The organism is Bacillus spizizenii TU-B-10, from assembly GCF_000227465.1.
GTDB lineage: Bacteria > Bacillota > Bacilli > Bacillales > Bacillaceae > Bacillus > Bacillus spizizenii.
This window is the reverse complement of the sequence record NC_016047.1, coordinates 2686644-2711290: the sequence shown is the minus strand read 5'-3', so window position 1 is coordinate 2711290 and position 24647 is coordinate 2686644. Positions and strand designations below refer to the sequence as shown.

Annotated in this window: 28 protein-coding genes and 5 pseudogenes; 19 read left to right on the top strand and 14 right to left on the bottom strand. The window is 41.3% G+C overall.

The features are described from left to right. The first annotated feature begins 54 nt into the window (after positions 1–54). From levD to sacC, 6 genes and pseudogenes are all read left to right on the top strand, one after another. Positions 55–495: a PTS fructose transporter subunit IIA gene (gene levD, locus GYO_RS35575; protein ID WP_014114574.1), complete on the top strand. Its 441-nt coding sequence runs from the start codon at positions 55–57 to the stop codon at positions 493–495. Then, the gene (gene levE / locus GYO_RS35570; RefSeq protein WP_014114573.1) at positions 495–983 is read left to right on the top strand and encodes a PTS fructose transporter subunit IIB; all 489 of its coding nucleotides are present in this window, start codon (positions 495–497) and stop codon (positions 981–983) included. The genes levD and levE overlap by 1 nt, the downstream gene beginning before the upstream one ends. A gap of 16 nt (positions 984–999) precedes the next feature. Then, the gene (gene levF, locus GYO_RS35565) at positions 1000–1809 is read left to right on the top strand and encodes a PTS fructose transporter subunit IIC (RefSeq protein ID WP_014114572.1); all 810 of its coding nucleotides are present in this window, start codon (positions 1000–1002) and stop codon (positions 1807–1809) included. Between the two features lie 21 nt (positions 1810–1830). Next, entirely contained in the window at positions 1831–2658 is an 828-nt protein-coding gene (gene levG / locus GYO_RS35560; protein WP_014114571.1) for a PTS fructose transporter subunit IID, read from the top strand. Between the two features lie 84 nt (positions 2659–2742). Beyond that, positions 2743–2886 (top strand): annotated as a pseudogene (locus GYO_RS43795) (hypothetical protein). Beyond that, positions 2819–4846: a levanase SacC gene (gene sacC / locus GYO_RS35555; RefSeq protein WP_014114570.1), complete on the top strand. Its 2028-nt coding sequence runs from the start codon at positions 2819–2821 to the stop codon at positions 4844–4846. The pseudogene GYO_RS43795 and the gene sacC overlap by 68 nt, the downstream one beginning before the upstream one ends. Positions 4847–4894: 48 nt before the next feature. Here the strand turns inward: sacC and yraA are convergent, their stop codons facing one another. From yraA to GYO_RS44145, 4 genes and pseudogenes are all read right to left on the bottom strand, one after another. Then, the gene (yraA, locus tag GYO_RS35550; RefSeq protein ID WP_014114569.1) at positions 4895–5404 is read right to left on the bottom strand and encodes a cysteine protease YraA; all 510 of its coding nucleotides are present in this window, start codon (positions 5402–5404) and stop codon (positions 4895–4897) included. A gap of 150 nt (positions 5405–5554) precedes the next feature. Continuing rightward, on the bottom strand, positions 5555–6604 hold the full coding sequence (locus GYO_RS35545; RefSeq protein WP_014114568.1) for an NAD(P)-dependent alcohol dehydrogenase: 1050 nt from the start codon (positions 6602–6604) through the stop codon (positions 5555–5557). A gap of 216 nt (positions 6605–6820) precedes the next feature. Next, complete coding sequence (locus GYO_RS44150; protein WP_238528880.1) at positions 6821–7216, bottom strand: cupin domain-containing protein; 396 nt, start codon at positions 7214–7216, stop codon at positions 6821–6823. 93 nt (positions 7217–7309) lie between these two features. Beyond that, positions 7310–7555: pseudogene (locus tag GYO_RS44145) on the bottom strand (carboxymuconolactone decarboxylase family protein); the annotation flags it as partial. A 187-nt stretch (positions 7556–7742) separates the two neighbouring features. Between GYO_RS44145 and adhR the strand changes: the two are divergent. Then, the gene (gene adhR / locus GYO_RS35535) at positions 7743–8147 is read left to right on the top strand and encodes an aldehyde stress transcriptional regulator AdhR (protein ID WP_014114566.1); all 405 of its coding nucleotides are present in this window, start codon (positions 7743–7745) and stop codon (positions 8145–8147) included. Between the two features lie 82 nt (positions 8148–8229). Further along, positions 8230–8658: pseudogene (locus GYO_RS44285) on the top strand (MerR family transcriptional regulator). Positions 8659–8837: 179 nt separating this feature from the next. Here the strand turns inward: GYO_RS44285 and GYO_RS35525 are convergent. From GYO_RS35525 to GYO_RS35500, 6 genes and pseudogenes are all read right to left on the bottom strand, one after another. Next, positions 8838–9038: pseudogene (locus GYO_RS35525) on the bottom strand (helix-turn-helix domain-containing protein); the annotation flags it as partial. 77 nt (positions 9039–9115) lie between these two features. Then, positions 9116–9415, bottom strand: coding sequence for a spore coat protein (locus GYO_RS35520; protein WP_003226009.1), 300 nt, complete (start codon positions 9413–9415; stop codon positions 9116–9118). A 15-nt stretch (positions 9416–9430) separates the two neighbouring features. Further along, positions 9431–9628, bottom strand: a complete 198-nt coding sequence (locus GYO_RS35515) for a hypothetical protein (RefSeq protein ID WP_041521017.1) — start codon at positions 9626–9628, stop codon at positions 9431–9433. Between the two features lie 19 nt (positions 9629–9647). Continuing rightward, positions 9648–10784 (bottom strand): zinc-dependent alcohol dehydrogenase, encoded by a 1137-nt coding sequence (locus GYO_RS35510; protein WP_014114563.1) that lies wholly within the window; start codon positions 10782–10784, stop codon positions 9648–9650. Between the two features lie 18 nt (positions 10785–10802). Continuing rightward, complete coding sequence (locus tag GYO_RS35505) at positions 10803–11171, bottom strand: spore coat protein (RefSeq protein WP_003226016.1); 369 nt, start codon at positions 11169–11171, stop codon at positions 10803–10805. A gap of 17 nt (positions 11172–11188) precedes the next feature. Beyond that, positions 11189–11434, bottom strand: a complete 246-nt coding sequence (locus GYO_RS35500; protein WP_003226017.1) for a hypothetical protein — start codon at positions 11432–11434, stop codon at positions 11189–11191. Positions 11435–11863: 429 nt separating this feature from the next. Between GYO_RS35500 and GYO_RS35495 the strand changes: the two genes are divergently transcribed. Beyond that, complete coding sequence (locus GYO_RS35495) at positions 11864–12223, top strand: SH3 domain-containing protein (protein WP_014114562.1); 360 nt, start codon at positions 11864–11866, stop codon at positions 12221–12223. 50 nt (positions 12224–12273) lie between these two features. Then, the gene (locus GYO_RS35490) at positions 12274–12630 is read left to right on the top strand and encodes an SH3 domain-containing protein (protein WP_004398671.1); all 357 of its coding nucleotides are present in this window, start codon (positions 12274–12276) and stop codon (positions 12628–12630) included. A gap of 439 nt (positions 12631–13069) precedes the next feature. Here GYO_RS35490 and GYO_RS35485 read toward each other — a convergent pair whose 3' ends face one another. Further along, positions 13070–13891, bottom strand: a complete 822-nt coding sequence (locus GYO_RS35485) for an alpha/beta fold hydrolase (protein WP_014114561.1) — start codon at positions 13889–13891, stop codon at positions 13070–13072. Between the two features lie 136 nt (positions 13892–14027). After that, positions 14028–14291, bottom strand: a complete 264-nt coding sequence (locus tag GYO_RS35480; protein WP_014114560.1) for a CD3324 family protein — start codon at positions 14289–14291, stop codon at positions 14028–14030. Positions 14292–14735: 444 nt separating this feature from the next. Between GYO_RS35480 and csn the strand changes: the two genes are divergently transcribed. Continuing rightward, entirely contained in the window at positions 14736–15572 is an 837-nt protein-coding gene (gene csn, locus GYO_RS35475) for a chitosanase (protein WP_014114559.1), read from the top strand. A 159-nt stretch (positions 15573–15731) separates the two neighbouring features. On the opposite strand, the gene GYO_RS35470 is transcribed toward csn, so the two are convergent. Continuing rightward, on the bottom strand, positions 15732–16712 hold the full coding sequence (locus GYO_RS35470) for an aldo/keto reductase (protein ID WP_014114558.1): 981 nt from the start codon (positions 16710–16712) through the stop codon (positions 15732–15734). A gap of 134 nt (positions 16713–16846) precedes the next feature. Here GYO_RS35470 and sigZ point away from each other — a divergent pair, with 134 nt between their 5' ends. From sigZ to GYO_RS35440, 7 genes are all read left to right on the top strand, one after another. Further along, entirely contained in the window at positions 16847–17377 is a 531-nt protein-coding gene (gene sigZ / locus GYO_RS35465) for an RNA polymerase sigma factor SigZ (protein ID WP_014114557.1), read from the top strand. Positions 17378–17498: 121 nt separating this feature from the next. Then, entirely contained in the window at positions 17499–18248 is a 750-nt protein-coding gene (locus GYO_RS35460) for a metal-binding protein ZinT (RefSeq protein ID WP_014114556.1), read from the top strand. Between the two features lie 341 nt (positions 18249–18589). Then, on the top strand, positions 18590–20371 hold the full coding sequence (locus tag GYO_RS35455) for an acid phosphatase (protein ID WP_041521016.1): 1782 nt from the start codon (positions 18590–18592) through the stop codon (positions 20369–20371). A 434-nt stretch (positions 20372–20805) separates the two neighbouring features. After that, positions 20806–21138 carry an MmcQ/YjbR family DNA-binding protein gene (locus tag GYO_RS35450; protein ID WP_014114553.1) on the top strand — a complete coding sequence of 111 codons (333 nt, stop codon included), beginning with the start codon at positions 20806–20808 and terminating at the stop codon, positions 21136–21138. A 483-nt stretch (positions 21139–21621) separates the two neighbouring features. Further along, positions 21622–22467: a MerR family transcriptional regulator gene (locus GYO_RS35445; protein ID WP_014114551.1), complete on the top strand. Its 846-nt coding sequence runs from the start codon at positions 21622–21624 to the stop codon at positions 22465–22467. An 81-nt stretch (positions 22468–22548) separates the two neighbouring features. Further along, entirely contained in the window at positions 22549–22713 is a 165-nt protein-coding gene (locus GYO_RS43920; protein WP_014114550.1) for an arginase, read from the top strand. Between the two features lie 25 nt (positions 22714–22738). Then, positions 22739–23308, top strand: coding sequence for a flavin reductase family protein (locus GYO_RS35440; RefSeq protein ID WP_014114549.1), 570 nt, complete (start codon positions 22739–22741; stop codon positions 23306–23308). Between the two features lie 701 nt (positions 23309–24009). Here GYO_RS35440 and GYO_RS43460 read toward each other — a convergent pair. After that, on the bottom strand, positions 24010–24087 hold the full coding sequence (locus tag GYO_RS43460; RefSeq protein WP_072175780.1) for a YjcZ family sporulation protein: 78 nt from the start codon (positions 24085–24087) through the stop codon (positions 24010–24012). Positions 24088–24364: 277 nt separating this feature from the next. On the opposite strand from GYO_RS43460, the pseudogene GYO_RS44130 reads away from it, so the two are divergent. Further along, positions 24365–24543 (top strand): annotated as a pseudogene (locus tag GYO_RS44130) (phage tail tube protein); the annotation flags it as partial. Positions 24544–24647 lie beyond the last annotated feature (104 nt).

Genomic DNA, 24647 nt, shown 5'->3' with positions numbered 1-24647 from the left:
GGCACGATCCTTGCATTATATATGGATGTACAAAACAGGAAAGGAGCAATGTATATGATTTCAGTTATTATCAGTGGTCATGGAGATTTTCCCATAGCATTAAAAGAGTCTTCAGGGATGATATTCGGTGAAGAAAATAACCTGCTTGCAGTGCCGTTTTTTAAAGGGGAAGGCATTCAAACGCTGCAAGAAAAATATCGTCAGGCGCTCAAGGACATTCCGGAAGAAAATGAAGTGCTTTTTTTAGTCGATATTTTTGGAGGAACGCCATATAACGCGGCAGCTTCTTTCATTGCTGAGGATCAAAGAATGGATATGGCAGCCGGTGTAAACCTGCCGATTCTGCTGGAGGTATTAAGCCTGAGAGAACATCTGACACTTAAAGATTTGCTGAACAACTTAAAAGCAATGAGCCAGCAAAGCTTTCAAGTGTGCAGTGAACATTTAGAAAAAGTAAAAACTGCCAATCAGGAAACAAGAGAGGATGAATTGTAATGAACATTGTGTTAGCCAGAATTGATGACCGCTTTATTCACGGCCAAATCTTGACAAGATGGATTAAAGTCCATGCAGCAGACCGAATTATCGTTGTCTCCGATGATGTTGCACAGGACGAAATGAGAAAAACGTTGATCCTTTCTGTTGCACCTTCAAATGTAAAGGCTAGTGCCGTTTCGGTTTCAAAAATGGCAAAAGCGTTTCATAGTCCGCGCTATGAAGGAGTAACGGCAATGCTCTTGTTTGAAAATCCGTCCGATATTGTATCTCTTATTGAAGCAGGTGTGCCGATCAAAACCGTAAACGTCGGGGGAATGCGTTTTGAAAATCATCGCAGGCAAATCACAAAATCAGTCAGCGTCACAGAGCAAGATATAAAGGCGTTTGAAGCATTAAGTGACTTGGGCGTGACACTGGAATTGAGGCAGCTGCCTTCAGATGCCAGCGAGGATTTTGTACAGATTTTACGGAACGTAACAAAATAATCAAGGGGATGAGAATATGTCTTCATTACAAATTATTTTGTTGTTAATTATTGCAGCAATCACCGGCATCGCAAGTGTATTGGATGAAGGGCAGACACACCGGCCGCTTGTGGCCTGCACGCTAGTTGGCTTGGTCCTCGGGGACTTAAAAACAGGAATTATTCTCGGAGGCACACTAGAGCTGATGGCGCTGGGCTGGATGAACGTCGGCCTTGCCATGGCGCCTGATACAGCGATTGCCTCTGTCATCTCAACCATTTTAGTTATTACCGCTGATCAGGGAATTGGCGAAGGCATCGCCGTCGCTGTTGCTTTGGCAGCTGCGGGGCAGGCGCTGACTATTTTTGTGCGGACGATCACTGTCTTTTTCATTCACCGCGCTGATCAATACGCAAAAAAAGGGAATATAAAAGGAATTGAAATTATGCATATTACCGCGATGGTGTTTCAAGCGCTGCGCGTAATGATACCGACATTAATTGTCGCATTGATCAGTGTCAGCGCTGTTCAGGCGTTCTTGGGCAATATCCCGGATGTCATTACAAAAGGGCTGCAAATAGGCGGAGGCATTATCGTTGTTGTCGGATATGCCATGGTAATCAATATGATGAATATTCCTTATTTAAAGCCATTTTTCTATATAGGTTTCTTATTGGCAGCGTTTACCGATTTTAACTTAGTAGGGTTTGGAGCACTTGGTCTCTGTCTGGCGCTTTTATACCAGCAGGTGATGCAAAAACATAACGCGCACGGAGCAGTCGCCGCCGCATCAGACAGTGGCCATGTGGCTGTTTATGATGACGATGATGATGACCTTGATGCCTAAACCATAAGGGGGGATGAAAAAATGGAGAAAGAAAAAAGATTAACGAAAAAAGAAATTTTCAGCATGTTTATTCGTTCGAATTTTTTGCTCGGCTCCTTTAACTTCGAACGTGTGCAGGCCATGGGATATTGCTATGTCATGATTCCGGCGATCAAAAAACTGTACGGACCCGGAGCGAAAAGAAACGAAGCCTTGCAGCGGCATTTGGAATGGTTTAATACACATCCGTGGCTGACTGCGCCTATATTTGGCGTGACGGCAGCCATGGAAGAAGAAATGGCGAACAATAAAGGAATTGATGGAAAAGCAATAAGCGGAATGAAAATCGGTTTGATGGGCCCGATAGCGGGTGTAGGCGATCCGATTTTCTGGGGAACGATTCGTCCGGTCTTAGCTGCGTTAGGGGCATCCCTTGCTTTAGGAGGAAACATTGCCGGCCCTTTGCTATTCTTTTTCTTGCTGAACGCCATAAGATTAAGCACAAAATATTACGGGTTAAAGTATGGCTATGTGAAAGGAATGGAGATTCTGCAGGATTTAGCGGGGAATCGCATTCAAAAGCTTACAGAGGGTGCTTCGATTCTCGGGTTATTTGTAATGGGGGCTCTCGTTTCCAAATGGACCACGATCAACATTCCAATCGTTGTGTCCAGGATTAAGGATGAAAGTGGAAAAGTGGATGTTCAAACCGTACAAAATGTGTTAGACAGCATTATGCCGGGTGCGCTGCCTCTGGGGTTAACGTTATTGGTGGCATGGATGCTGCGCAAAGGGGTGAATCCTCTTCTTATTATTTGCGGGATCTTTATTATCGGGATTCTTGGATATTGGGCTGGATTCTTAGCATAAGCTGTGTGATGTAAGAAAGAAGAGGGAAACTGCAGCACTCCATCATATAGTCAATCATTCGGATAACAGAGAAACAGAGGAGAATTGCCAGAAACGGATCAACTTGTGCAGCAGTCTCTCTTGTAAATGTTCAAACATGAAGAGAGGAGCGAAGGAACAAATGAAAAAGAGACTTATTCAAGTCATGATCATGTTCATCCTGCTGTTGACTATGGCATTTCCGGCTGAGGCAGCCGATTCAAGCTACTATGACGAGGATTATCGTCCTCAATATCATTTCACGCCGGAAGCAAACTGGATGAATGATCCAAACGGGATGGTATATTATGCTGGAGAATATCACTTGTTCTATCAATACCATCCATACGGGCTTCAGTGGGGCCCCATGCATTGGGGGCATGCCGTGAGCGAAGATTTGGTTACGTGGAAGCACCTTCCTGTTGCGCTGGCTCCGGATGACAAAGGCACGATCTTTTCAGGCAGCGCAGTTGTAGACAGGAATAACACAAGCGGTTTTCAGACAGGCAAAGAGAAGCCGCTAGTGGCTATTTATACACAGGATCGAGAAGGCCATCAAGTGCAGAGTATCGCCTATAGCAATGACAAAGGAAGAACGTGGACGAAATACGCTGGCAACCCTGTCATTCCAAACCCGGGAAAAAAAGATTTTCGCGATCCAAAAGTCTTTTGGTATGAAAAAGAAAACAAGTGGGTGATGGTGCTTGCGGCCGGAGACCGAATCCTCATTTATACGTCCAAAAATTTGAAGCAGTGGACGTATGCAAGTGAATTTGGACAGGGGCAAGGAAGTCATGGGGGAGTATGGGAGTGCCCGGATTTGTTTGAGCTTCCGGTAGACGGCAATCCGAATCAAAAAAAATGGGTGATGCAGGTCAGTGTCGGAAACGGAGCGGTTTCGGGAGGATCAGGCATGCAATATTTCATAGGGGACTTTGATGGAACTCATTTTAACAATGAAAATCCTTCAGACAAAGTTCTCTGGACGGATTACGGCAAAGACTTTTATGCGGCTGTATCCTGGTCTGATATTCCATCCTCAGACGGCCGGCGGCTTTGGTTAGGCTGGATGAGCAATTGGCAATATGCGAATGATGTTCCTACATCCCCATGGAGAAGTGCAACCTCCATTCCAAGAGAGGTGAAATTGAAAACGCTTACTGGAGGAGTGAGGGTCGTCCAAACACCAATAAAAGAGCTGCAAACCATTCGCGGGACCTCTAAGAGGTGGAAGAATCAGACCATATCGCCCGCAAGCCAAAATGTGTTAGCAGGCCTATCTGGAGATACGTATGAATTACATGCAGAATTTCAAGTGACCCCAGGTTCAGCAACTGAATTTGGTTTTAAAGTTCGAGCAGGCAGAAATCAATTTACAAAAGTCGGCTATGATCAAAAGAACGCCAAACTGTTCGTTGACCGGAGCGAGTCGGGGAACGTCACCTTTAATCCGACCTTTAACACCGGAAAACAAACAGCTCCGCTGAAACCGGTAAATGGAAAGGTAAAGATGCGCATTTTTGTCGACCGCTCTTCAGTTGAAGTATTTGGGAATGACGGACAGCAGGTTATAACCGATATCATTCTCCCGGATAGATCTAGCAAGGGTCTTGAATTATTTGCTGCAAATGGCAGTGTAAAGCTAAAATCTTTAACGATATATCCTTTAAAAAAGGTGTGGGGAACGTCACCTTTTATCTCAAATTTGACTGATTGGACGACTGTAAATGGCACGTGGGCCGACACAATTGAGGGGAAACTAGGGAGATCGGACGGCGATTCCTTTATCATGTCTTCAGCCTCCGGATCTGACTTCACCTATGAATCTGATATCACCATTAAGGATGGAAACGGAAGAGGAGCAGGAGCGCTTATGTTCCGCTCTGACAAAGATGCCAAAAATGGTTATCTTGCCAACGTGGATGCGAAGCATGACCTAGTGAAATTCTTTAAATTTGAGAACGGTGTCGCTTCTGTTATTGCCGAATACAAAACGCCAATAGACGTAAATAAAAAGTATCATCTGAAAACGGAAGCTCAAGGCGATCACTTTAAAATCTATTTAGATGACCGTCTTGTGATCGATGCAAATGATTCCGCATTCTCAGAAGGTCATTTTGGCTTAAATGTGTGGGATGCGACTGCTGTCTTTCAGAATGTAAACAAATAGTCTTAACTTGAAAAAAGGCACAGACCTAAACAGTCTGTGCCTTCTCGTTTATTTCAACAAATTTAATGATTCGCGGTTAAATGCTTCCAAATCATCAGGTGTTCTGCTTGTAACAATGTTGTGGCTGACGACTACTTCTGCATCTTTGTAGTTTGCGCCGGCATTGATTAAATCTTTGCGGATGCTGCGGTAGCCTGTGATATCTTTGCCTTTCAGAAGATCCGTATCAATCAATACTTGCGGGCCGTGGCAAATAGCGAAAACAGGCTTTTCATTTTCGACAAACGCTTTCGCAAATTCTCCCGGACGATCATCTGCACGAAGCAAATCTGGAGAGAATCCCCCAGGAATTAAAAGTGCATCAAATTCATTAGCATCCACATCTGAGATTGCTTTTTCGATCTTCACTTTCTCGCCATGCTTACCGGTAACTTCTTTGCCGGCTTCCAAATCGATAGCTACGACACTGTAGCCAGCTTCTTCGTATGCTTTTACCGGACTTGTATATTCGATATCTTCGAATTGGTCTGTAACGAGAACTGCAATTTTTTTGCTCATATCAAAAACCTCCTATAACCTCTTTATGCCCATAGAATAACAGGAAGATTGACCGGCATTCAAACCATTTGCTTAAGGAGATCGTTTTTCGTGAATTTCCAGTAAATAAAAGCGGGTCAGCCCATTTAAGGACTAACCCATTTTTTAGACTTACAATGTGGAAATATCAATCACAAATCGATACCGGACATCACTTCGGAGGATACGTTCGTATGCTTCGTCCACTTGGTCAGCGCGGATGACTTCGATTTTAGGTGCGATGCCATGCTCAGCAGCGAAATCAAGCATCTCTTGAGTTTCTGCAATTCCGCCGACAAGAGAACCTGCAAGGCTGCGGCGTCCCATGATTAAAGAAAACACACTGTATGTGTCCTGCTCAGCAGGTGCTCCGACATTTACAAGTGTTCCGTCTATACGAAGCATTGATAAATAGGCGTCTACATCAAGATTCGCGGATACTGTATTTAAGATCACGTCAAACCGCCCGGCCAATGCAGTGAATGTAGCTGGGTCGCTAGTTGCAAAGTAATGATCTGCCCCAAGTTCCAGAGCTTCCTCTTTTTTATTCATGGAGCGGCTCAGGACGGTTACCTCTGCACCCATCGCATGTGCAAATTGAATTGCCAAATGTCCAAGACCTCCAACTCCTACAATGGCAACCTTTTTACCAGGCCCAACATTCCAGTGTTTCAGTGGGGAATACGTTGTGATACCTGCACACAACAGCGGACTGGCAACATCCATTTCCAAACTGTCTGGAATTCGGACAACAAATCTCTCAGTGACAACGATTTTTTGGCTGTACCCGCCATACGTCGGATTTCCATCGTAGTCTAATGAGTTGTAAGTCTGCACAACACCCTTTGTGCAGAACTGTTCCTCACCGCTGAGACAGTATTCGCATTCTCCGCAGGAGTCAACAAAACAGCCGACACCAACTCGGTCCCCGACAGCAAACTTGGTAACTTCTGCTCCAACGGCTGTTACGACACCGGCTATTTCATGTCCGGGTACCATGGGGAAGATGCCCCCGCCCCATTCATCAAATGCACTATGGATGTCTGAATGGCAAATACCGCTGAATTGAATATCAATTAAGACATCATGCGGCCGTAATTCTCTTCGTTCAATCGTCGTTTGCTCAAATTTGGTTTTTGCATGTGATACGCTTAATACACGGGTATGATGTTGATTACACATATGAACCTATCCTTTCTTCATCATAAGTGCTGTAAATAAAAACATGCACTTATTTAAGTTTTGTCGTGTCTTCAACATAACGATAAACCTTAAAGTCCGCTTTAAGGCAAGGGTTTTTTGAAAAAATCTCATCTTAAAATGAATCTCATATGATCGGCTTGGTTGAACCCTTATAGTAAAATCGCACCGAATCATTTGATCCGAGGCGTACATTTTTTATAAGGTATGGTACAGGTCATCATGAACAGGCTCTAACCAATCCGTTGCCCCCGGCGTAATGGCTAAGTGCACAAACCAACTGTCTTTCGCCGCACCGTGCCAATGTGTTACATGGGGCGGAATATTTATGACATCTCCGGTTTTGAGTAATTGAGCTGGTTTTCCTTCTTCTTGATACCAGCCTTCACCGCCTGTCACTAACAAAACTTGCCCAATTTTATGAGAATGCCAGTAATTGCGGGCCCCCGGAGCAAAGGTGACATTCCCGATTGAAGCATTGAGAGGCGTCTCATCGGTAAATATCATTTGTAAATATGCATCCCCGGTAAAGTTCGCTTCAACTTTTTCACCTATAGGAAAGATTGTGCTATTGCTTAATTGATCAGATGTCATGTATTGACCTGTTTTCTTTTCATTTTTAAAGATGTCTTTTGCGATATGAAATGCTGACCAGGCTTTGGGCCATCCGGCATAAAACGAGAGGTGAGTGATGATTTCTGCAATTTCCTCTTTTGTTAATCCGTTTTCCTTCGCTTTTTGAAGATGCGGACTTAATTGTTCGAAGTTTCCTTCAGCAATTAACGCAGAAACTGTAATCATGCTGCGATCCCGCGGAGACAGTTCTTCCTCTCTTGCCCAAATGTCACCGAACAGAACATCATCGTTAAGTTCAGCAAACTTTGGCGCGAATTCTCCTAGTATATCTCGTCCAGCAGTTTGTTTTTTTGCCATTTAGCAATCCCTCCATCTAAACTGTTTTTATTGCATGGAGAAGTATAGAGCTTAAAGTGTGCTTTAAGGCAAGCCCTGTATGTTTGAAAAAAAGATTCAGCAGCTAAAACTTGTTTCCGCTTGACTTAAAGTTAACTTTAAGTGTTACCTTCAAAACATGCAGGACGAGGACAGAGAGGTGAAGAGTATGAATATTGCGCAGGTGGCAAAGCAGTTTGGCCTAACAGCTGCAACACTCAGATATTACGAACGTGTAGGATTGATCCCGCCGGTAAAACGAAAAGAAAGCGGCATTCGCGATTATGATGAAGAAGATATCAAATGGATTGAATTCATTAAATGCATGCGAAATGCAGGACTATCGATAGAAGCGTTAATTGAATATACAACGTTATTTACTGAAGGAGATCGTACGGTAGAAGCTCGCAAAAATATCTTGGCTGATGAAAGACAGCGGCTCATAGAGAAGCGGAAAGAAATTGATGAAACAATTAAAAGATTAGATACAAAAATTGACGATTATGATGGGAAATTGCGTGAAAATGAGGCTAAACTCAAAAGTAGGCCAAAAACGGAAAGTCTTCACGGATAAGTGACGCAAGATAGCATTCTTTGTGTCCGAGGGGGCAGGTTAAAAATAAGGATTTGATTTAAACTTGTTTCTCCGACAAGAAATGGATACCGAAAGAGGTGGTTACATTCCTTATTCGATTGGAGAATTTGCAAACATCATCAGTGTGACAACAAGTACCCTAAGGTATTATGAAAAGGAAGGGCTCCTGAATCCTCATCGAAATAAGAATAATATACGGAATTTACGGATCATGATATCGGCTGGGTGCGGTTTTTGCTCCATTTGAAAGATTCAGGAATGACGATGACAGAGCTAAAACAATATACAGCATGGGCGAGCAATGGGTGAGGAAACGATTCATGAGAGAATGCATTTACTTGAAAAGCGTAAGCACATGGTAGAAATAGAAATTCAAGCTTTACAGCAAAATCTGCAAGTATTAAACCGTAAGATTGAATTCTATAAGGACCAGATAAAGGGGGATCAATATGAGTTTGTCCTTTATCCAAATGAAGAGGAACAGTCATAAAAACAAATGGTTTAAGGCTGAAGGTGATTTTTAAAAATGATAATTCCCTTCAGCCTATTTTATTGTTTATTGATGAGAAGGAAACCAGCTTTTATATTTGACGTTAAGTGAACGTTTACTTTAGCTATCAAAAAAACAGTTAGTATAGTTTATAAAAAATATAGATCCCCGTTGTTCATTTAGTCAGATTTTCCCCTCAGCCGTTTGATATCTTCTTTAGGCAGAAAACCAAACATGCGGGAGTATTCACGGCTGAATTGTGATGGGCTTTCATAGCCGATCCGGAATGCAGCATCTGCGGCATCTGTTGACTTCATGAATAACAGGCGTCTGGCTTCCTGCAATCTCAGCTGTTTTTGGAATTGAATCGGGCTCATGGCGATTCAACTTTTAAAAAACAGAAGCTGAGGGACAGTTGTGGTCAATCAATACTATTCCTCAGCAAATCAATGGTATGTTAAAGGGTTGGCAACTGAATCGCGGTTTCGATATTTTGTAAATTCAGCTTGACTTGTTCGTCTGTGTTCCAAGGATGGTACCAGCCCTTTTCCATCATATAGCTTGAGATTTGTTCGTGCATATCGAGGGCTTCCTCTAAATGCCGGGTAAGGATCTCTTTCACTTCAGGCGTTCCAGCTTCCGTTGCGGCCATCGCATAATTTCTGACTCCGTTTTTTGCTGCAATTAATAAGTCCATGGCAATGATTTGGTCTGTTAAAACATTCATGCCGGTCAGATATTCAATGATAGGATTCATTAATCATTCATCTCCTCATTCATGCTTTGCATTAGATAAAATAGAGGCAAATTCCTGTAGCTGCCGTGTGGTTGTGTCAACTTCTTGCTGCATGATTTCTTTAAGCTTCGGATCAGATACCAGCGCCTTCATTGTTTTGGATTTTGTTAAACAAAGTGTCTTAAATGCAGTCATTTCTTGGACCTCAAGCACTTCATGTAAGGCGTATTCCATTTCTGTCACCTCCGTTTTTTTAAGGTTTTAACACAACTTTTATACAATCATCCATTTTTGAATCAAAAATATCATAACCATGCTTGGCTTCACTAAGCGGCAGGACATGGCTTACGACATCTCCCGGATCAATTTTACCCGTCGACACTAATTCAAACATGTATGGCATGTAGTGGATCACCGGAGCTTGTCCAGAGCGTATATTGATGTTTCGCTGCATGATATCACCTAACGGAAAACCGTTATATCTGCCGCCATACACTCCTGTAATTTGTATGGTTCCTCCTTTGCGAACGGCTTGGGAAGCAATGACCAATGCACTCATTGTTCCGCCATGAAGCTTTAATCCGCTGGCGAGGAACTCGAGGTCGCTCATTTTCCCATCCATCCCAACAGCGTCAATGACAACATCCGCTCCGCCTTTGGTGATTTCCTTCAAGAAACTCCCTGTATTCTCATGGTCTTCAAAATTAACGATTTCGACTTTATTGGTTCGTTTTGCATGTTGTAAGCGATAGTTTACATAGTCAACTGCAATGACACGTTTTGCCCCCTTTAGCCAACAAAACTTCTGAGCAAACAGGCCGACTGGTCCGCAGCCAAGAACGATAACTGTATCGCCGTCTTTTACCCCTGCATTGTCAACACTCCAGAAGCCGGTGGTCATGGCATCGGCAATCACGCTTAATTTCTCATCGGGTTCCTCACAGGTTTCAGGAATTTTAAAATGAGTAAAATTGGCAAATGGAACTCTTAAATACTCTGCCTGCCCGCCTGGATAACCGCCGGTATGCTCTGAGTAGCCGAAATAGGCGCCCATCTCTCCATTGTCGTTAGATTGATCACATTGGCTTTCCAGTTGGTTTTTACAAAAAAAGCATTCACCGCAGGCGATCGTAAAAGGAATAATGACACGGTCCCCTTTTTTCACCTTTGTAACTCCTGGTCCAACTTCTTCAACGATTCCCATTGGTTCATGGCCGATGACATAGTCTTCATGCAGATTGGGAATCAATCCATGGATTAAATGTAAATCTGATCCGCAAATGGCTGTACTGGTGACTTTTATAATCATGTCATCGGACTTTTCAATCTTTGGATCTGGCACATCTTTGACAACAACATTTTTGATGCCTTGATACGTTACTGCCTTCATGCTGTAAAACCTCCAGTGTTAGTGTTCATCAGGTGTCCGGTCAAACATCCCTTTTCGATTTGTTTCTTTAGGAAAAAGGTTCATGTTACCGACCATGATCGTGTTTTTTGCAGAGAGCTGATCCAGCTTATACTGTTCGCTCAGCTCATACGGATGGAACCATTTTTTGCTTATCATCAGTTCCGTAATCTCTTGGTGCATCGCGATTCCTTGCATCAGCTGTTTTCGCAGCAGGGCTCTTACATCTGGTGAAGCGGTTTCAGTCAAAGCTACAGCAGTATTTCTCACGCCTTCTTTTACTCGTATAAGAAAATCCATCGCAAATGTAGTGTCTGCAAGTTCAGGCACATGTAGCGAATTAATAGGGTCTAAGTGATCATGATTCAAAGGGGCTTACCTTCCTTTCAATTGATGATTGGCGTTGGACGGCTTTGAGGGACAGGGGCCTGAAATGGTGCGCGCTCATAAACCGTTTGTAAATCAGTAAGATCTTGAATGGACTGCTGCACATCTTTTTGCATCAAGTCCTTAAGATCTTGGTCAAATACAAGTCCTTGCATTAACTTCGATTTCGCTATACAAAGTGTTTTAAAGTTAACGATTTCATGTAAGTCTACAGCCTCGTGAGCAGCTAATGTTTGATGATCCATAGTGATTTAACCTCCTTTAATCATCGTTACATTTCCCGAAATTAGGGTGTAGCATACAGAAAGAACTTTTCTCCGCTAAAAATGACATATACGGAATGATCACAAGTCGCTTTATTCTCATCAAGCACACAAAACGCTTATACACAGTTGTTTATCTAAACAGCTTCTGTTGCGCCGGTTAATGAAATGATCACAAAAAGTGTATAAAAGCCTTGTCTTATTAAAAATGGACAGGTCATATTTGCACATTCTGAAAATGCGAAATGTCACGTTTTTTTTGTCGAAAACATAGGAGTAATTCCACTTTTTAAAGATCTAGTTTATGGTACATTGATAAATATATGGAAGGGGAGGGGCGTGGTTTTCTGAAAGGTAATTTCTTTTACTGGATGTAAGAAAGCAGACGTATTATAAGGGGGAGAGTATAAGGTGAATAAGCTAAAAATGCTAAGTACACTTACGGTTATGATTGCATCATTGCTCATTTTTTCTAGCCATGCACTTGCCGCTCAGTATTATACGGTCTCAACAAGCAGCGGTGCGCCTGTAAATATGCGCAGCGGCCCAGGTACAAGTTGGGGGATTGTAACGACTATTCCGAGCGGCAGCCGTATCCCGATCTTTTGCTACAAAACCGGTACAACTGTAACTGGAAAGTATGGAACAAGTAATATTTGGAATTACACAGAGCGGACGCTTGCCAGCGGAGAGGTCGTTTATGGGTTTGTCTCTGATACATATGTCTACACGGGTTCAGACGGTCCGGTTGTTCCTAAATGCAGCTGGTAGCATATGTTCTATCGCTTTAAAATGAAGGAATTGAAGAAAGAGGGATGACATTGACAAAACTGAAAATGCTGAGTATGTTAACCGTTATGATAGCATCATTATTCATTTTTTCCAGTCAGGCACTTGCCGTTCAGTACTTTACGGTCTCAACAAGCAGCGGTGCGCCTGTAAATATGCGTAGCGGTCCAGGTACAAATTATCCTATTATGCTTTCCATTCCAAGCGGCTCGCGTGTTCCTTACTATTGTTATGCTTATGGAACGACTGTTACAGGGAAGTATGGAACGAGTAATATTTGGGATCAAATCCAGTGGAAAGATTCTCGGGGTGTCGTGAATATTGGATATGTTTCTGACACATATGTGTACACGGGTTCAGACGGCCCTGTCGGTTACAAATGCAATTAGCTGTATACTCCGTACAATTGAGTCTCTTCTACAGGGCCTATCTGAGAGAAACCATACCAACAATAGTTGGTATGGTTTTTGCTATTATTGCTATTATTACGTCTTCCACACCTGCATTTGTGGTGATTTTCAAAAGAGATTTATGATGTTAGACACTGGTTATTGTTGAGGACAAAATAACCAGCCACTTTAGAGTTGTATTTAATGGTATAAAATACAAGAATTAAGATAGGAAAGAATCAATAGGAGAACTTAATGTACGAACTTATTTTTCGATGAAATCCCTAATATCACTTTGGTTACATTCTTAATATCAAAATTCAAATTTGGACACCTCACATGCTCGTTCTCATTAGTAAAAAATTCTATTTGCGCTTCGTGAAATCTTCTCTAACCATAGTTAGTTTTACCTGATCCTATTATAAAAATCTAATTTTAATCAATCCTTAACTCGTATGTTTATATTCTTTTCTAACATGTCGTGTAACCGCTCAGCAAATTCTTTATGATGCATTGTGTACCCCGTATGATTTCCGGGGAATTCAACCAATTCTGTTTCCAATTGTTCCGCTAGGGCGTTCGCGCAACGATAAGGAAAAAGCTCCCGTGAAGCACTTCCGCCAGCTGGGAGTACCTTCATCGGTGAAGCAAACACAGTTTTTAATGCTTCGATATCTAATGTATAGTTGAGAATTCCTTGAATTTCATACTCAGTGAAATACGTTGAATTGCCGAGAAGCCGCTTTGTCAGCACAGCCTTTGATTGTTCGTCTGTCTCTAATCTTGATATTAACTTAATGACCTCACTTCGATGATTTTTCTTAAGGTCTTCCATGAATTGCTCGGTTTGTTTCAGCTCATTTCCATGTAGAAGCTGCAATAAGATTGGTTCATGGGGGATCATGACATGTACTTGTTCGGGATGGCGTATGCACAGATCAAGCCCGATAACAGCCCCGGAGCTGCTTCCAAATACGTATGCCGGTTTATTGGTGATTTTGGCTAGAAGACGGTGAGCATCGTCACTGTGTGTTTCCACACGGTAATCCTCAATCTGATTGGCAAGATTGCTGCGGGAGTGGCCGCGGCGATCGTAAGTAACAACCGTGTACCAGTTAGCCAGATGGTCGGCAACATGATGGAACTTGTCGGCATCACCGCCTCCGCCGTGGACCAAAAGAATGATTGGGCCTGTGCCACGCACCTGATAGTGGATGTTCGCGCCAGGTACTTGCAATGTTCCGTTTTTTAGTATACTCATTTGTAAAACCTTCCTTTCTTCTCATCTCCCTTCACTTTACACAATTGGCCAATGGTATCATATGCAGGAAATAACTAAGAAACAAACTCGCCATATAAAAAGCACTGATTACATTTCATCAGTGCTTCCATTTTGTTTATTTAGAGTAGACAATTTTTTTTATTGTTTCATTAGAGAGGTGATATTCATCAGATAATTGATTAATTGTTTTGCCGTTTTTAAATGCTTGTTTAATAGAAGCGTTTCTGTCATCGATCAGCTTTCTTGTTCCTGAACACGCACCCCATTTTTGATGAGAGGGTTCAGGTTTAGGGATATATATTGTTTTTCCTTGAACATACTTTTGAATTTCCGATATCAGCTTTTCAGGTAAAATAGCGGTTGCTTTTACATATGCCATTTCTGCCAGCTCCTTATTTTTTTATGCCAAATAAGGTGCAAAGCCACTATATCAGAAAAGCTTACTTGGGCGATCTTTTTAGAAAGTCTACCCCATGCAAAGTATCGCCTTCCCAATAATAGGCTTTGCATGGGCCGTTGCGGAATCTGGCATTCTCATCTTGCTTGCCATTTACATCACCTCCCTAACGATTTTCGATGATCATTTCCATTATAAAATAGATTAATGCCTTATGGCATCTTGTTAATTAAAGTTGAAGCAGTATGAAAATCAAGGGACCTTCTCAGTGAGAGGGGCTAAGGCTGATTGACAATGAAAAGAGTAAGATTCAAGCTATGTTACTTTAGATTCAAAATATTGACAAAACAATGTGTTTTCAACAATAGGGCAGCCCCTTCTTGTATACTGAGTCTGTATTTACAATATTTAAAAGGGGGTAATAGAATGAAAATCAGTTTGAATAAAAAAGCGGATTTCTGGAAGAAGGCAGTGATTTCATCACTTGTTTTCACCGTGTTTTTTACCCTGATGATGAGCGAAACGGTTTTTGCGGCGGGACTGAATAAGGATCAAAAGCGCCGGGCAGAGCAGCTGACCAGCATTTTTGAAAACGGCACGACAGAAATCCAATACGGATATGTGGAGCCATTGGATGATGGAAGAGGCTATACATGCGGCCGGGCAGGCTTTACTACGGCTACCGGAGATGCATTGGAAGTAGTAGAAGTATACACAAAGGCAGTACCGAATAACAAACTGAAAAAGTACCTGCCTGAATTGCGCCGTCTGGCCAAAGAAGAAAGCGATGACATCAGCAATCTCAAAGGATTCGCTTCTGCCTGGCATTCGCTTGGAAATGATAAAGATTTCCGTGCTGCTCAAGACGAGGTAAATGACCGCTTGTATTATCAGCCTGCCATGAAGCGATCAGACCAAGCCGGACTGAAAACGGCATTAGCAAGAGCTGTGATGTACGATACAGTTATTCAGCATGGCGATGGTGATGACCCCGACTCCTTTTATGCCTTGATCAAACGCACCAACAAAAAAGCGGGCGGCTCACCTAAAGACGGAAAAGATGAGAAGAAATGGTTAAATAAATTCCTGGATGTACGATATGACGACCTGATGAATCCAGCAGATCCTGACACCCGTGATGAGTGGAGAGAATCAGTTGCCCGTGTGGACGTGCTTCGCTCTATCGCCAAGGAGAACAACTACAATCTAAATGGACCGATTCATGTTCAATCAAAAGAGTACGGTCATTTCGTAATCAAATAAGCATTTAGTGAATAAAGCGGCAGCGTTTCTTGTCGATGATTAGCCAGGATTCTCCGCATGATTTGGAAAAGACAAGAGACAAACAAGCTCTTGTCTTTCCTATATATGATTGTTCAGCATAAAGATTTTAGAAAAATGTCAGTATTGATAATGAAAGTATCACCAGGCGTATGCCTCAGGTGTCTCTCCTCCAGGTCCGGGAAAGATAGCATTCAACATGTGGAGAATTTCTTCATCCAGACTGATTTCAACGGCTTTTATCGTATCACGCAGCTGCTCAACCGTTCTTGGTCCGATGATCGGCGCAGTTAAAACTGGATTTGCCAGCACCCATGCCAAAGCCACGTTTGCTTCTTTTTCTCCTAGTTCCTTGCATAAAGCTGAAAATTTCTCGAGTTGTAAACGGTGCTTTTCGATTAAATCTGCTCTTTTTGCTGTACGAGTTCCGGCATTGCTTTTCAGTGCCTTCCCGCCAAGAAGTCCTCCTGCAAGGGGGCTCCATGCCACTACCCCTAAACCGAGATCCCGTGCAGCCGGCAGCACTTCCATCTCAGCTGTTCGCTCAAATAAGCTATACTTGTGCTGTTCAGTGACAAGTCCCATGAATCGCCGTTTTTCAGCTTCAGCTTGCGCTTTAACTAAATGCCAGCCTGCAAAGTTGCTGGATCCAATATAGTCTACTTTGCCTAAACGAACCTGAGTCTCAAAAGCTTCCCATACTTCATCCCAAGGTGTCCGCCTATCGATATGATGCATTTGGTACAATTCTATATGGTCTGTCTGAAGCCGCTTCAGTGATCCTTCCAGATGGCGTCTGATTTTGTATAGAGACAAGCCTCTCATATCATTTGGTCCGTCATTCGGATCAGAAATCGGTTCATATACTTTTGTCGCCAGAACGACTTTCTCGCGGCGCTGTCCTCCTTGTGCAAACCATTTTCCAATGATGCTCTCTGTCAATCCTGCGTTTTCGCCCCAGCCATAAATATTGGCAGTATCAAAGAATTGAATGCCGTTATCGAGCGCTTCATCCATGATACGGAACGCGGTCTTTTCATCTGTATCAACTCCAAAATTCATCGTGCCTAAACATAAACGGCTCACCCGCAATCCTGTTCTTCCTAAATAGGTATACTCCACAACAAATCTCTCCTTTATCATTATTTTTGCAACAGCTGCAATGCAATTGATTCAACAATTGTTCCACTCTCTGTTACGATTACAAAGACGAAGCAAACGTAAAGCAGACGCAAAAATATAGGAGGTTTTTTCAAATGAATATAGAGGATCTATGGGATAGATTTCACCAGCCGTTAAAAACATTTATTTCGCATAGGGTTAACGATCAATCTATGGTTGATGACATCTTGCAAATCGTATTTATGAAAATACAAGTCCATCTCCCAAACCTGATCGATGAACAAAAGATCCATAGCTGGATCTATCAGATTACTAGAAATACAATTATTGATTTTTACCGCACAAAAAAACAAAGCGAAATATTGCCTGATCATCTACATTTCAATGACAATGCAGAGGAGGAAAACTTCACCAAGGAAGCAGCTGTGTGTATTCGCTCGACCATCAAACGGTTGCCGCAAAAGTATCGAGAGGCGCTCGAACTGACTGAATTTCAAGGGTTATCACAAAAAGAGTTAAGTGAAAAGCTCGGCATTTCTTACTCGGGAGCAAAATCAAGGGTACAACGCGGACGAGGAAAATTAAAGCAGCTGCTTGAAGGATGCTGCCACATTGAAGCGGATCGATATGGAAATATCGTAGACTTTCGCATATTAAAAGAATAACTGATTTCCGCTGTCGGCAACCATTCAGTGATATTAGGAGCATTTTCTCTTTGATCTTTGCACAAGATAGATGTATAATACAAATCGTAATTATTTCGTTTTGGGGAAAAGGAGTGTTATAATGAAAATTTTATTTGCAAAGAGGTTAGGGATATTAGCGATTGGTTCATTACTAGTATTGGCAGGATGTCAGACTTCAGGTTCATCTAAAGGTGAGTCTAATAAAACAGCATCATCCTCAGCAGTTGAAGAAGACTCTTCTAAAACGCAAGAACAAACATCAGAATCTCATAATCATGATCACGATCATAGTCATGCACATGATGAAGAAACAGAAAAAATTTATGAAGGCTATTTTAAAGACAGTCAAGTAAAGGATCGGTCACTTTCTGATTGGGAGGGAGACTGGCAATCTGTATATCCATACCTGCAAGATGGTACTCTTGACGAAGTATTTTCATATAAATCAGAACATGAAGGTGACAAGACAGCTGAAGAATATAAAGAGTACTATAAAAAAGGGTATAAAACAGATGTTGACCGTATTTTAATCAAACAAGATACTGTAACGTTCTTCAAAAATGGAAAAGAATATTCTGGTAAGTATACGTATGATGGGTACGAAATTCTAACATATGATGCGGGTAATAGAGGGGTAAGATACATATTCAAACTAGCTAAAAAAGCTGAAGGACTTCCTCAGTATATTCAGTTTAGTGATCATAGTATCTATCCGACTAAAGCTAGTCATTACCATCTGTATTGGGGTGATGACCGTAAAGCTTTACTCGATGAAGTTAAAAACTGGCCTACCTACTACCCGTCGGAAATGGACGGCCACGATATTGCCCATGAGATGATGGCGCATTAATTGAGGAGTAACATGGCCATGAAGTATGGTATTTCTTTTACACAAACGGTCATTTTGGGAAACACGCCTAGCCTTTAAGTAGATTGAATACTTAGATAGCCCTTTGTTAGCTGCTGACTCCTCGTCAGCAGCTTTTTTGCCCTCTTTAATTTTCTTCCTTTCCTTTCTCTCAGCCCGAGGGCAACTTCTATAGCAATGGCGCCTAGATAAAATAAACAAAACATTAATAAAACAGCGCTATTTCATTAACAAAGTTAAGATACGATCAATAATAACTTGACGGGTGGGAAAAAAGTGTTTTGGAGAGATCGATTAAGAGTAAGGGAGAGTATGATGAAAAAATGAAATTACTAAGGATGAAGAAGCATTTAGTAGTGGCTTTATTTTCTCTGATATTATTTCAAAGTTCTGTGAGTGTATGTTATGCGAGCACAACAGCGAAAGCAAAAACAGTAATGCCGCCGCCGCCCCCTGCTTCAGGATACTTCGTAGATCATTACAAAAATAACAGCTCTGCTAATACTACAGTGAATTCTAATCCTGCAATAGGGGTGCTTTCCGAATTTAATAAGCTTTGGACGCCCGGAAGTACCTGGGATAGCGGAGCCAAACTGAACAGCAGCGTATTGGATGCCAACATTCAAAAAGTTGTAGACATTGCAGAACGCCGTACTTTCAGTGAGGAAAATGCCGCATATTTTGATGATCGCAGGAATCAGAGCTACAGTGTGATTGACGGTCTTGGTCCGCTTACTGATGTATATCGAATGAAGGCGGAGGCGACAACAACGATTAACAGTATTCCGGCAGATGCCACGATCAAAAAATATCATGATGAAGGAACTAATTCTGGCAGCACGAGTTCCAGTCTCGGCAGCGTCGTGAGTTTGGTCAATACGTTACGCGGCCCTTATTCTTCAACGAACCCGGCTAAGGGATACTTTCATTATCCCCGCCCGTTTCGCTGGGAAAGCAATTCTATTCTTGTTCCGACCCTTGTTCCTGCTATCAATCCTGATCCAGACAAAGACGGAGGTTTTCCCAGTGGGCATACGAATGCCGCATATCTCAGCGCTTTTGCTATGGCTTATGCCGTACCGGAGCGTTATCAGGAACTCCTTACCCGAGCTTCGGAACTCGGAAATAACCGCATTGTTGCCGGCATGCATTCCCCGCTTGATGTAATGGGAGGACGTGTCATGGCAACTGGCTTGGCGGCTGCTATTTTATCTGATCCAGCCAATAATCGTTTGAAAAAGGCTGCTTATGATGAAGCTCACAGTAAGTTGTTAACACAAACTGGTACAGCTGAAGACCGATTCAGCGATTATGACATGAATAAAAAACAATATTTTCAACGATTGACATACGGATTTGGGCAAATCAATCCAACTGCTAAACCAATGGTGGTTCCTAAGGGAGCTGAAGTCCTGCTGGAAACCCGTTTTCCTTACCTTGATAAAACGCAGCGCCGCTGGATTTTAGCTACTACCGGTCTTCCTGCCGGCTATCCTGTTCTTGATGACGCTGAAGGATGGGGACGGCTTAATCTCTTTTCGGCTGCCGATGGATATGGCGCTTTTGCCAAAGACGTTACCGTGAATATGGATTCTTCAAAAGGCGGCTTCCATGCATTGGATCGCTGGCGCAACGATATCTCCGGCTCCGGAAAGCTGACCAAAAAGGGGACAGGCACGTTAAAGCTGGAGGGGAACAATACATATTCCGGCGGTACGCGGATTGATCAGGGGACACTTGAGGGCGACTCGAAGACAGCATTTGGAAGAGGTGATGTTTCAAACAACGGAGGCACCCTGAAGGAAGATGTGTCAGGAAAACTGATCATCGGAGGAGACTATAAACAATCTGCCAAGGGTATACTTGAGCTGAATCTCAGCGGGAAAAATGACCTGCTTCACATTAAAGGCAAGGCAAAAATGAAAGGAATATTACGACTCCATTTTTCGAACAATTATGTACCGGCAGACGGATCCACGATCATCACCTATCATAAACGTCATGGATCATTTTCATCAATTGAGACTGTAGGTTTACCAAGCAAGTACAAAGTGAAGATCGTCTATAAGTCCAACAGTATCCAATTAAAAGTCAGGGCAAATTAGTTTGTATCCCAGTATCTGCAACTTAAAAAATGAGCAATGGTCATTACTTGGGGGAGTTTATTCAATAAGAATAGTTTTCAAGCTGGTGCTTATTGCCGCCAGCTTGTTTTATGTTTATCGGAGCTCGTGATGATTGATGACGGTGAACAGGCTGACGGACCGCCGGGAAAAATACATAGTCAGTAGAACCAACGAGAGCTTCTATTTGTTCAATGCTCCCTTTGAGTAGGAACATAGCAAAAACGTTGAAAAAAGCAACTAACAATTTAGCGTTGGAAAATTTTTTTATGCGCGGGAAAGAGTATAGAGGTATGATTTAGATAGTGCTGATCTTGCAAATTGACCAATAAGGTTGTTTTATTCACTTATTCATTTTTGGTTAAATAAAGTAGAGAAAAAACTTAGGCAGTTAACTGTTGAAGGAGAGACAACCAATGAAAAATAGAGAGGAAGCAATTGATTATTGTTTGAGTTTTAAAGATGCATATGTAGATTATCCATTTCGTGATAAGAATTGGACATTAATGCGACACGCTAAAAACAGAAAAGTGTTTGCGTGGATATTTGAAAAAAATGATCATATTTGGATCAATGTGAAGTGTGAACCCGGTTTTCTCGATTTCTGGAGACACAAATACACTTCGGTAGTTCCAGCATTTCATCTCAATAAAGACCATTGGAATTCTATCATTCTTGACGGAACTGTTCCAGATGAAGACATATACGATATGATAAAACAAAGCTACATGTTAACTAAAACGAAGTAAGCGATAGACCCGAGGGAGAGGGTATAAAACCTTGAAGTGCTACAAGAGCATTGTGTCGCATTATATGGAATCTATAAAGTGTAAGATGGCAACTGGTTTGAACATAGTAAAGGGAAAAAGCTTAATCTTTTTAAGGATTAAGCTTTTTTTAAAAAGTTCAATTATATTTAACGTCTGAAGGAATGACCCATATGCATAATCTATGCCTATCAATCTTAAATATATTACTTCATAAAGTCAGCCATTAATTCCTTAACGATGTCTTCACAGCTCTTTACTTCAGTAATGACATCAATAGCTGTGTTCATAGAAATAATTCCTTCACCCAGCTTTCCTTCTAGCATTCCTGGACGAAGACTTATTTCCTCCTCGGCAGGTTTTCCTTAAACAGGTTTTTCTCAAGTTCGTTCAGTTAGGATTTTGAAGGTAACCGTGTATAGTGGAAGAAAGAATTCTTAGAACTTAGAAGAAAGGATGAGATTGATGAAGGAATATTTTACAATTGGAGAAACAGCCCGTCTCAATAACATCTCAATTCAAACATTGCGCTATTATGATAGGATCGGAATTTTCAAGCCTTATTATACAGATCAGGAGAATGGCTATCGATATTACCATGTGAAACAGTTCTTTTATTTAGATATTATCAAGTATCTAAAATATATTAGAACACCTCTGGAAGAAATCAAGCGTTTCGGCTCATATACTTGTACCCCTGAAGATATACAACACTTTCTTGAGGAGCAAGAAAGTGTTATTGTGCAAGAAATGGAAAAACTCGAACGTGCTCGTCAATTACTTCATAGGAGAAGGAATCAGCTTAATGAACAATTAGACATATGCAGGAAAAAAGATGAAGGTTTCGTTTATTTTCGGTATTTAGATGAACAAACCATATTAAAAGTAGAGACGCCTCAAGTTAATCCTCATGATCAATCGGATTTGTATTACAGAAAGCTGGCTGATGTTATTGAAAAAATAGGAGATGTAGTAGATAACTATTATGGATTCATTTATGATTTCAAGCCCTATAAGGATTCTCGTGACATTTATTGCAACAGTATTTATACCACTGTTTGCAATGAAAAAAAGATAGACATAGGAGAAAAAAACATAAGGTTAGACACGATCCCGTCAGGTGAATATGTATGTATCGCATTTGATTGGTCTGCAAAAAATTATGATGAATATTATCAAAAACTTTATCAATATATTGAATCTCATGGCATTCAAACAGATGGAAACGTATATCAAGTTTCTCTTCCAATCGACTTTAACTCATTAAGAGAAGAAAACTTCCTCACAGAATTAAGAGTGCTAAAAAAATAACTAACCCTTGACCCTATAGTTGCTATAGGGTTTATGATTTGTGCATCTTCTTATGAATATTTGAAAGGAAGGATGTATAAGATGGCAGAAGATAAGACGCTTCGGTTACTCATGCCGCAATGGCAAGTCGAAACCAATCTGCCGGGAGCCCATTTATTAAACTGGTCTGCATCTAAAACGAATGGTCCATTTGAAGAAGTACCTGACGATTTAGATGCGAGCCTCTCAAGTTCTAATAAAAAATGAATCTTAAACAAAAGGAGCGATGAAGATGAGAGCACCGATAGATGAACCTATTTGGTACGCCTACCCTGGAATGGTAGCTGTCGTTACGGCTCAATATGAAGGTGAAAAAAACGCAATGGCTTCCGGTTGGCATACGTATATCGGATCTTCTCCTGGGATGTATGGGATATCAGTAAACAAAGAGACATATACTTACAAAATGATTGAGAAAAGTGGTGTTTTCGGTGTGAATTTTCTTCCAGGAAGGTATTCGGAATTAATCCAAGCATTAGGCACCCATAGTGGTAGAGATATCAATAAGTTTGAAGAATTTAATATTCAATACGAAGAAGGGCTAAAAGCTGAGATACCGATTTTAACTGATGCGTATTTTGCTTATGAGTGTAAAGTACACAGTATTTCCACTTTGGGCGATCAAGAGTGGATTGTGGGAGAAGTTTTACAGAGATATCAAGATAAAGAGCTTTTCTTAAAAAATGGAATGCCAAATTTAGAAAAATTGGATATTCCGCTTCATATTGGAAAGTCTAGCTACCGAATATTAAATAGTAAAGCAGAGGAACGTCAACACGCCTTTTACCCCAAAACTGATTGAAACATGCAGGTTCCTCCACCTTCATGGTTACGTGGCATACCTTGAGTTCATCTCACACGATAGAGTAGAGGAAACCTTTATCAAAATAAAAAATCAGTGGATGTATGTGCAGTGGATTCCGCTGGAACCATTGACTTATATTAAGCAAAAAAGAGACCCAAAGACCGCAAAGCTTATTTAAGATAGCTTTGCGGTCTTTTATATTCTAAGACTCAATTCATCTTACCGTGGAAATATATATTCCAACTATTTCTTCCTATCAACTATAGTTCATAAAGGAAAGAACACTTCCTCACAAAATGAAGGTACTTGACACTATAGTTACGGTAGGACTTATATTTGCATAGTTCTTATCAATATTTTGAGAAAAAGGAGAATCATGTAATGCGTTATTTCTCTTTTATTAGCATTTCTAGCAGGAGCAGCCCTTAGCTTTGAAGGAGGATATTCTGAATTAGGAAAAACAAGCTGAGCGTATAAAATGGCTTCTAAATCAATAGTGAATTGTATTAAGGTAAACACTGTGGATAATTTAAAAAAGCTCATGGGCAGGAAAATAGATGAAGTTTTGTGAAAAATGGTCTAATTTTTCACTCACTGGTTAAGAAACTTTGTCAGCATACGGTGAGTTAATCACATAACAAAACAAACGCCATCAAGATTTCTTATGGCGTCTGTTGGATATGGGGTAAGGTGAGTTCTTAATAGCCACCGAAGAAAGAAGTCCCAACGATGATTAACAGGATGAATAGCACCACTATTAATGGAAATGACCGCATAACATCACCTTCCTTAAAAGAGGATAATACATGATATGCTGATCGAGCTCATTCGATAGTGATGATAGTTTAATTGATTGTAAAATGATTTTTTAGTCTAAGTAGAATAATTATAGAGATCTAGGGGTGGAAGATGTAATGCCAAGACCGCAGAGACTTGTGTGAAGAGAGCGGCGGAACTAAGAAGTGAAAAGACATTGGCGTCACAAGCAGCACGGTCCGCTAATGGAAAACAAACGATTACAGGAAGAAAAAATTGAAAACTATGTGAAAAAGGGAAAAGGGAAGTGATCCTTACTTCACTTTACCAGCTGTTCACATCCTACAAGGTGAGCCATTCAGTGCCACGTCGATGTGTCATCCAGTAAATTCTGCGAAAATCGCTGGTCTTGATGTGGGATCAGAAGCATTAGAGGAAGAGTGCCGTTTATCTTTGAAGATTTTGATGTGCTAGAACATAAAAATCCATATTCTAATCATTTTCACGAAAAACTGCGTACTTTAACGAAAGAAAAACCGAAAATCTCACGAGATATTCTAGAAAAAATGTGGTAAGATTA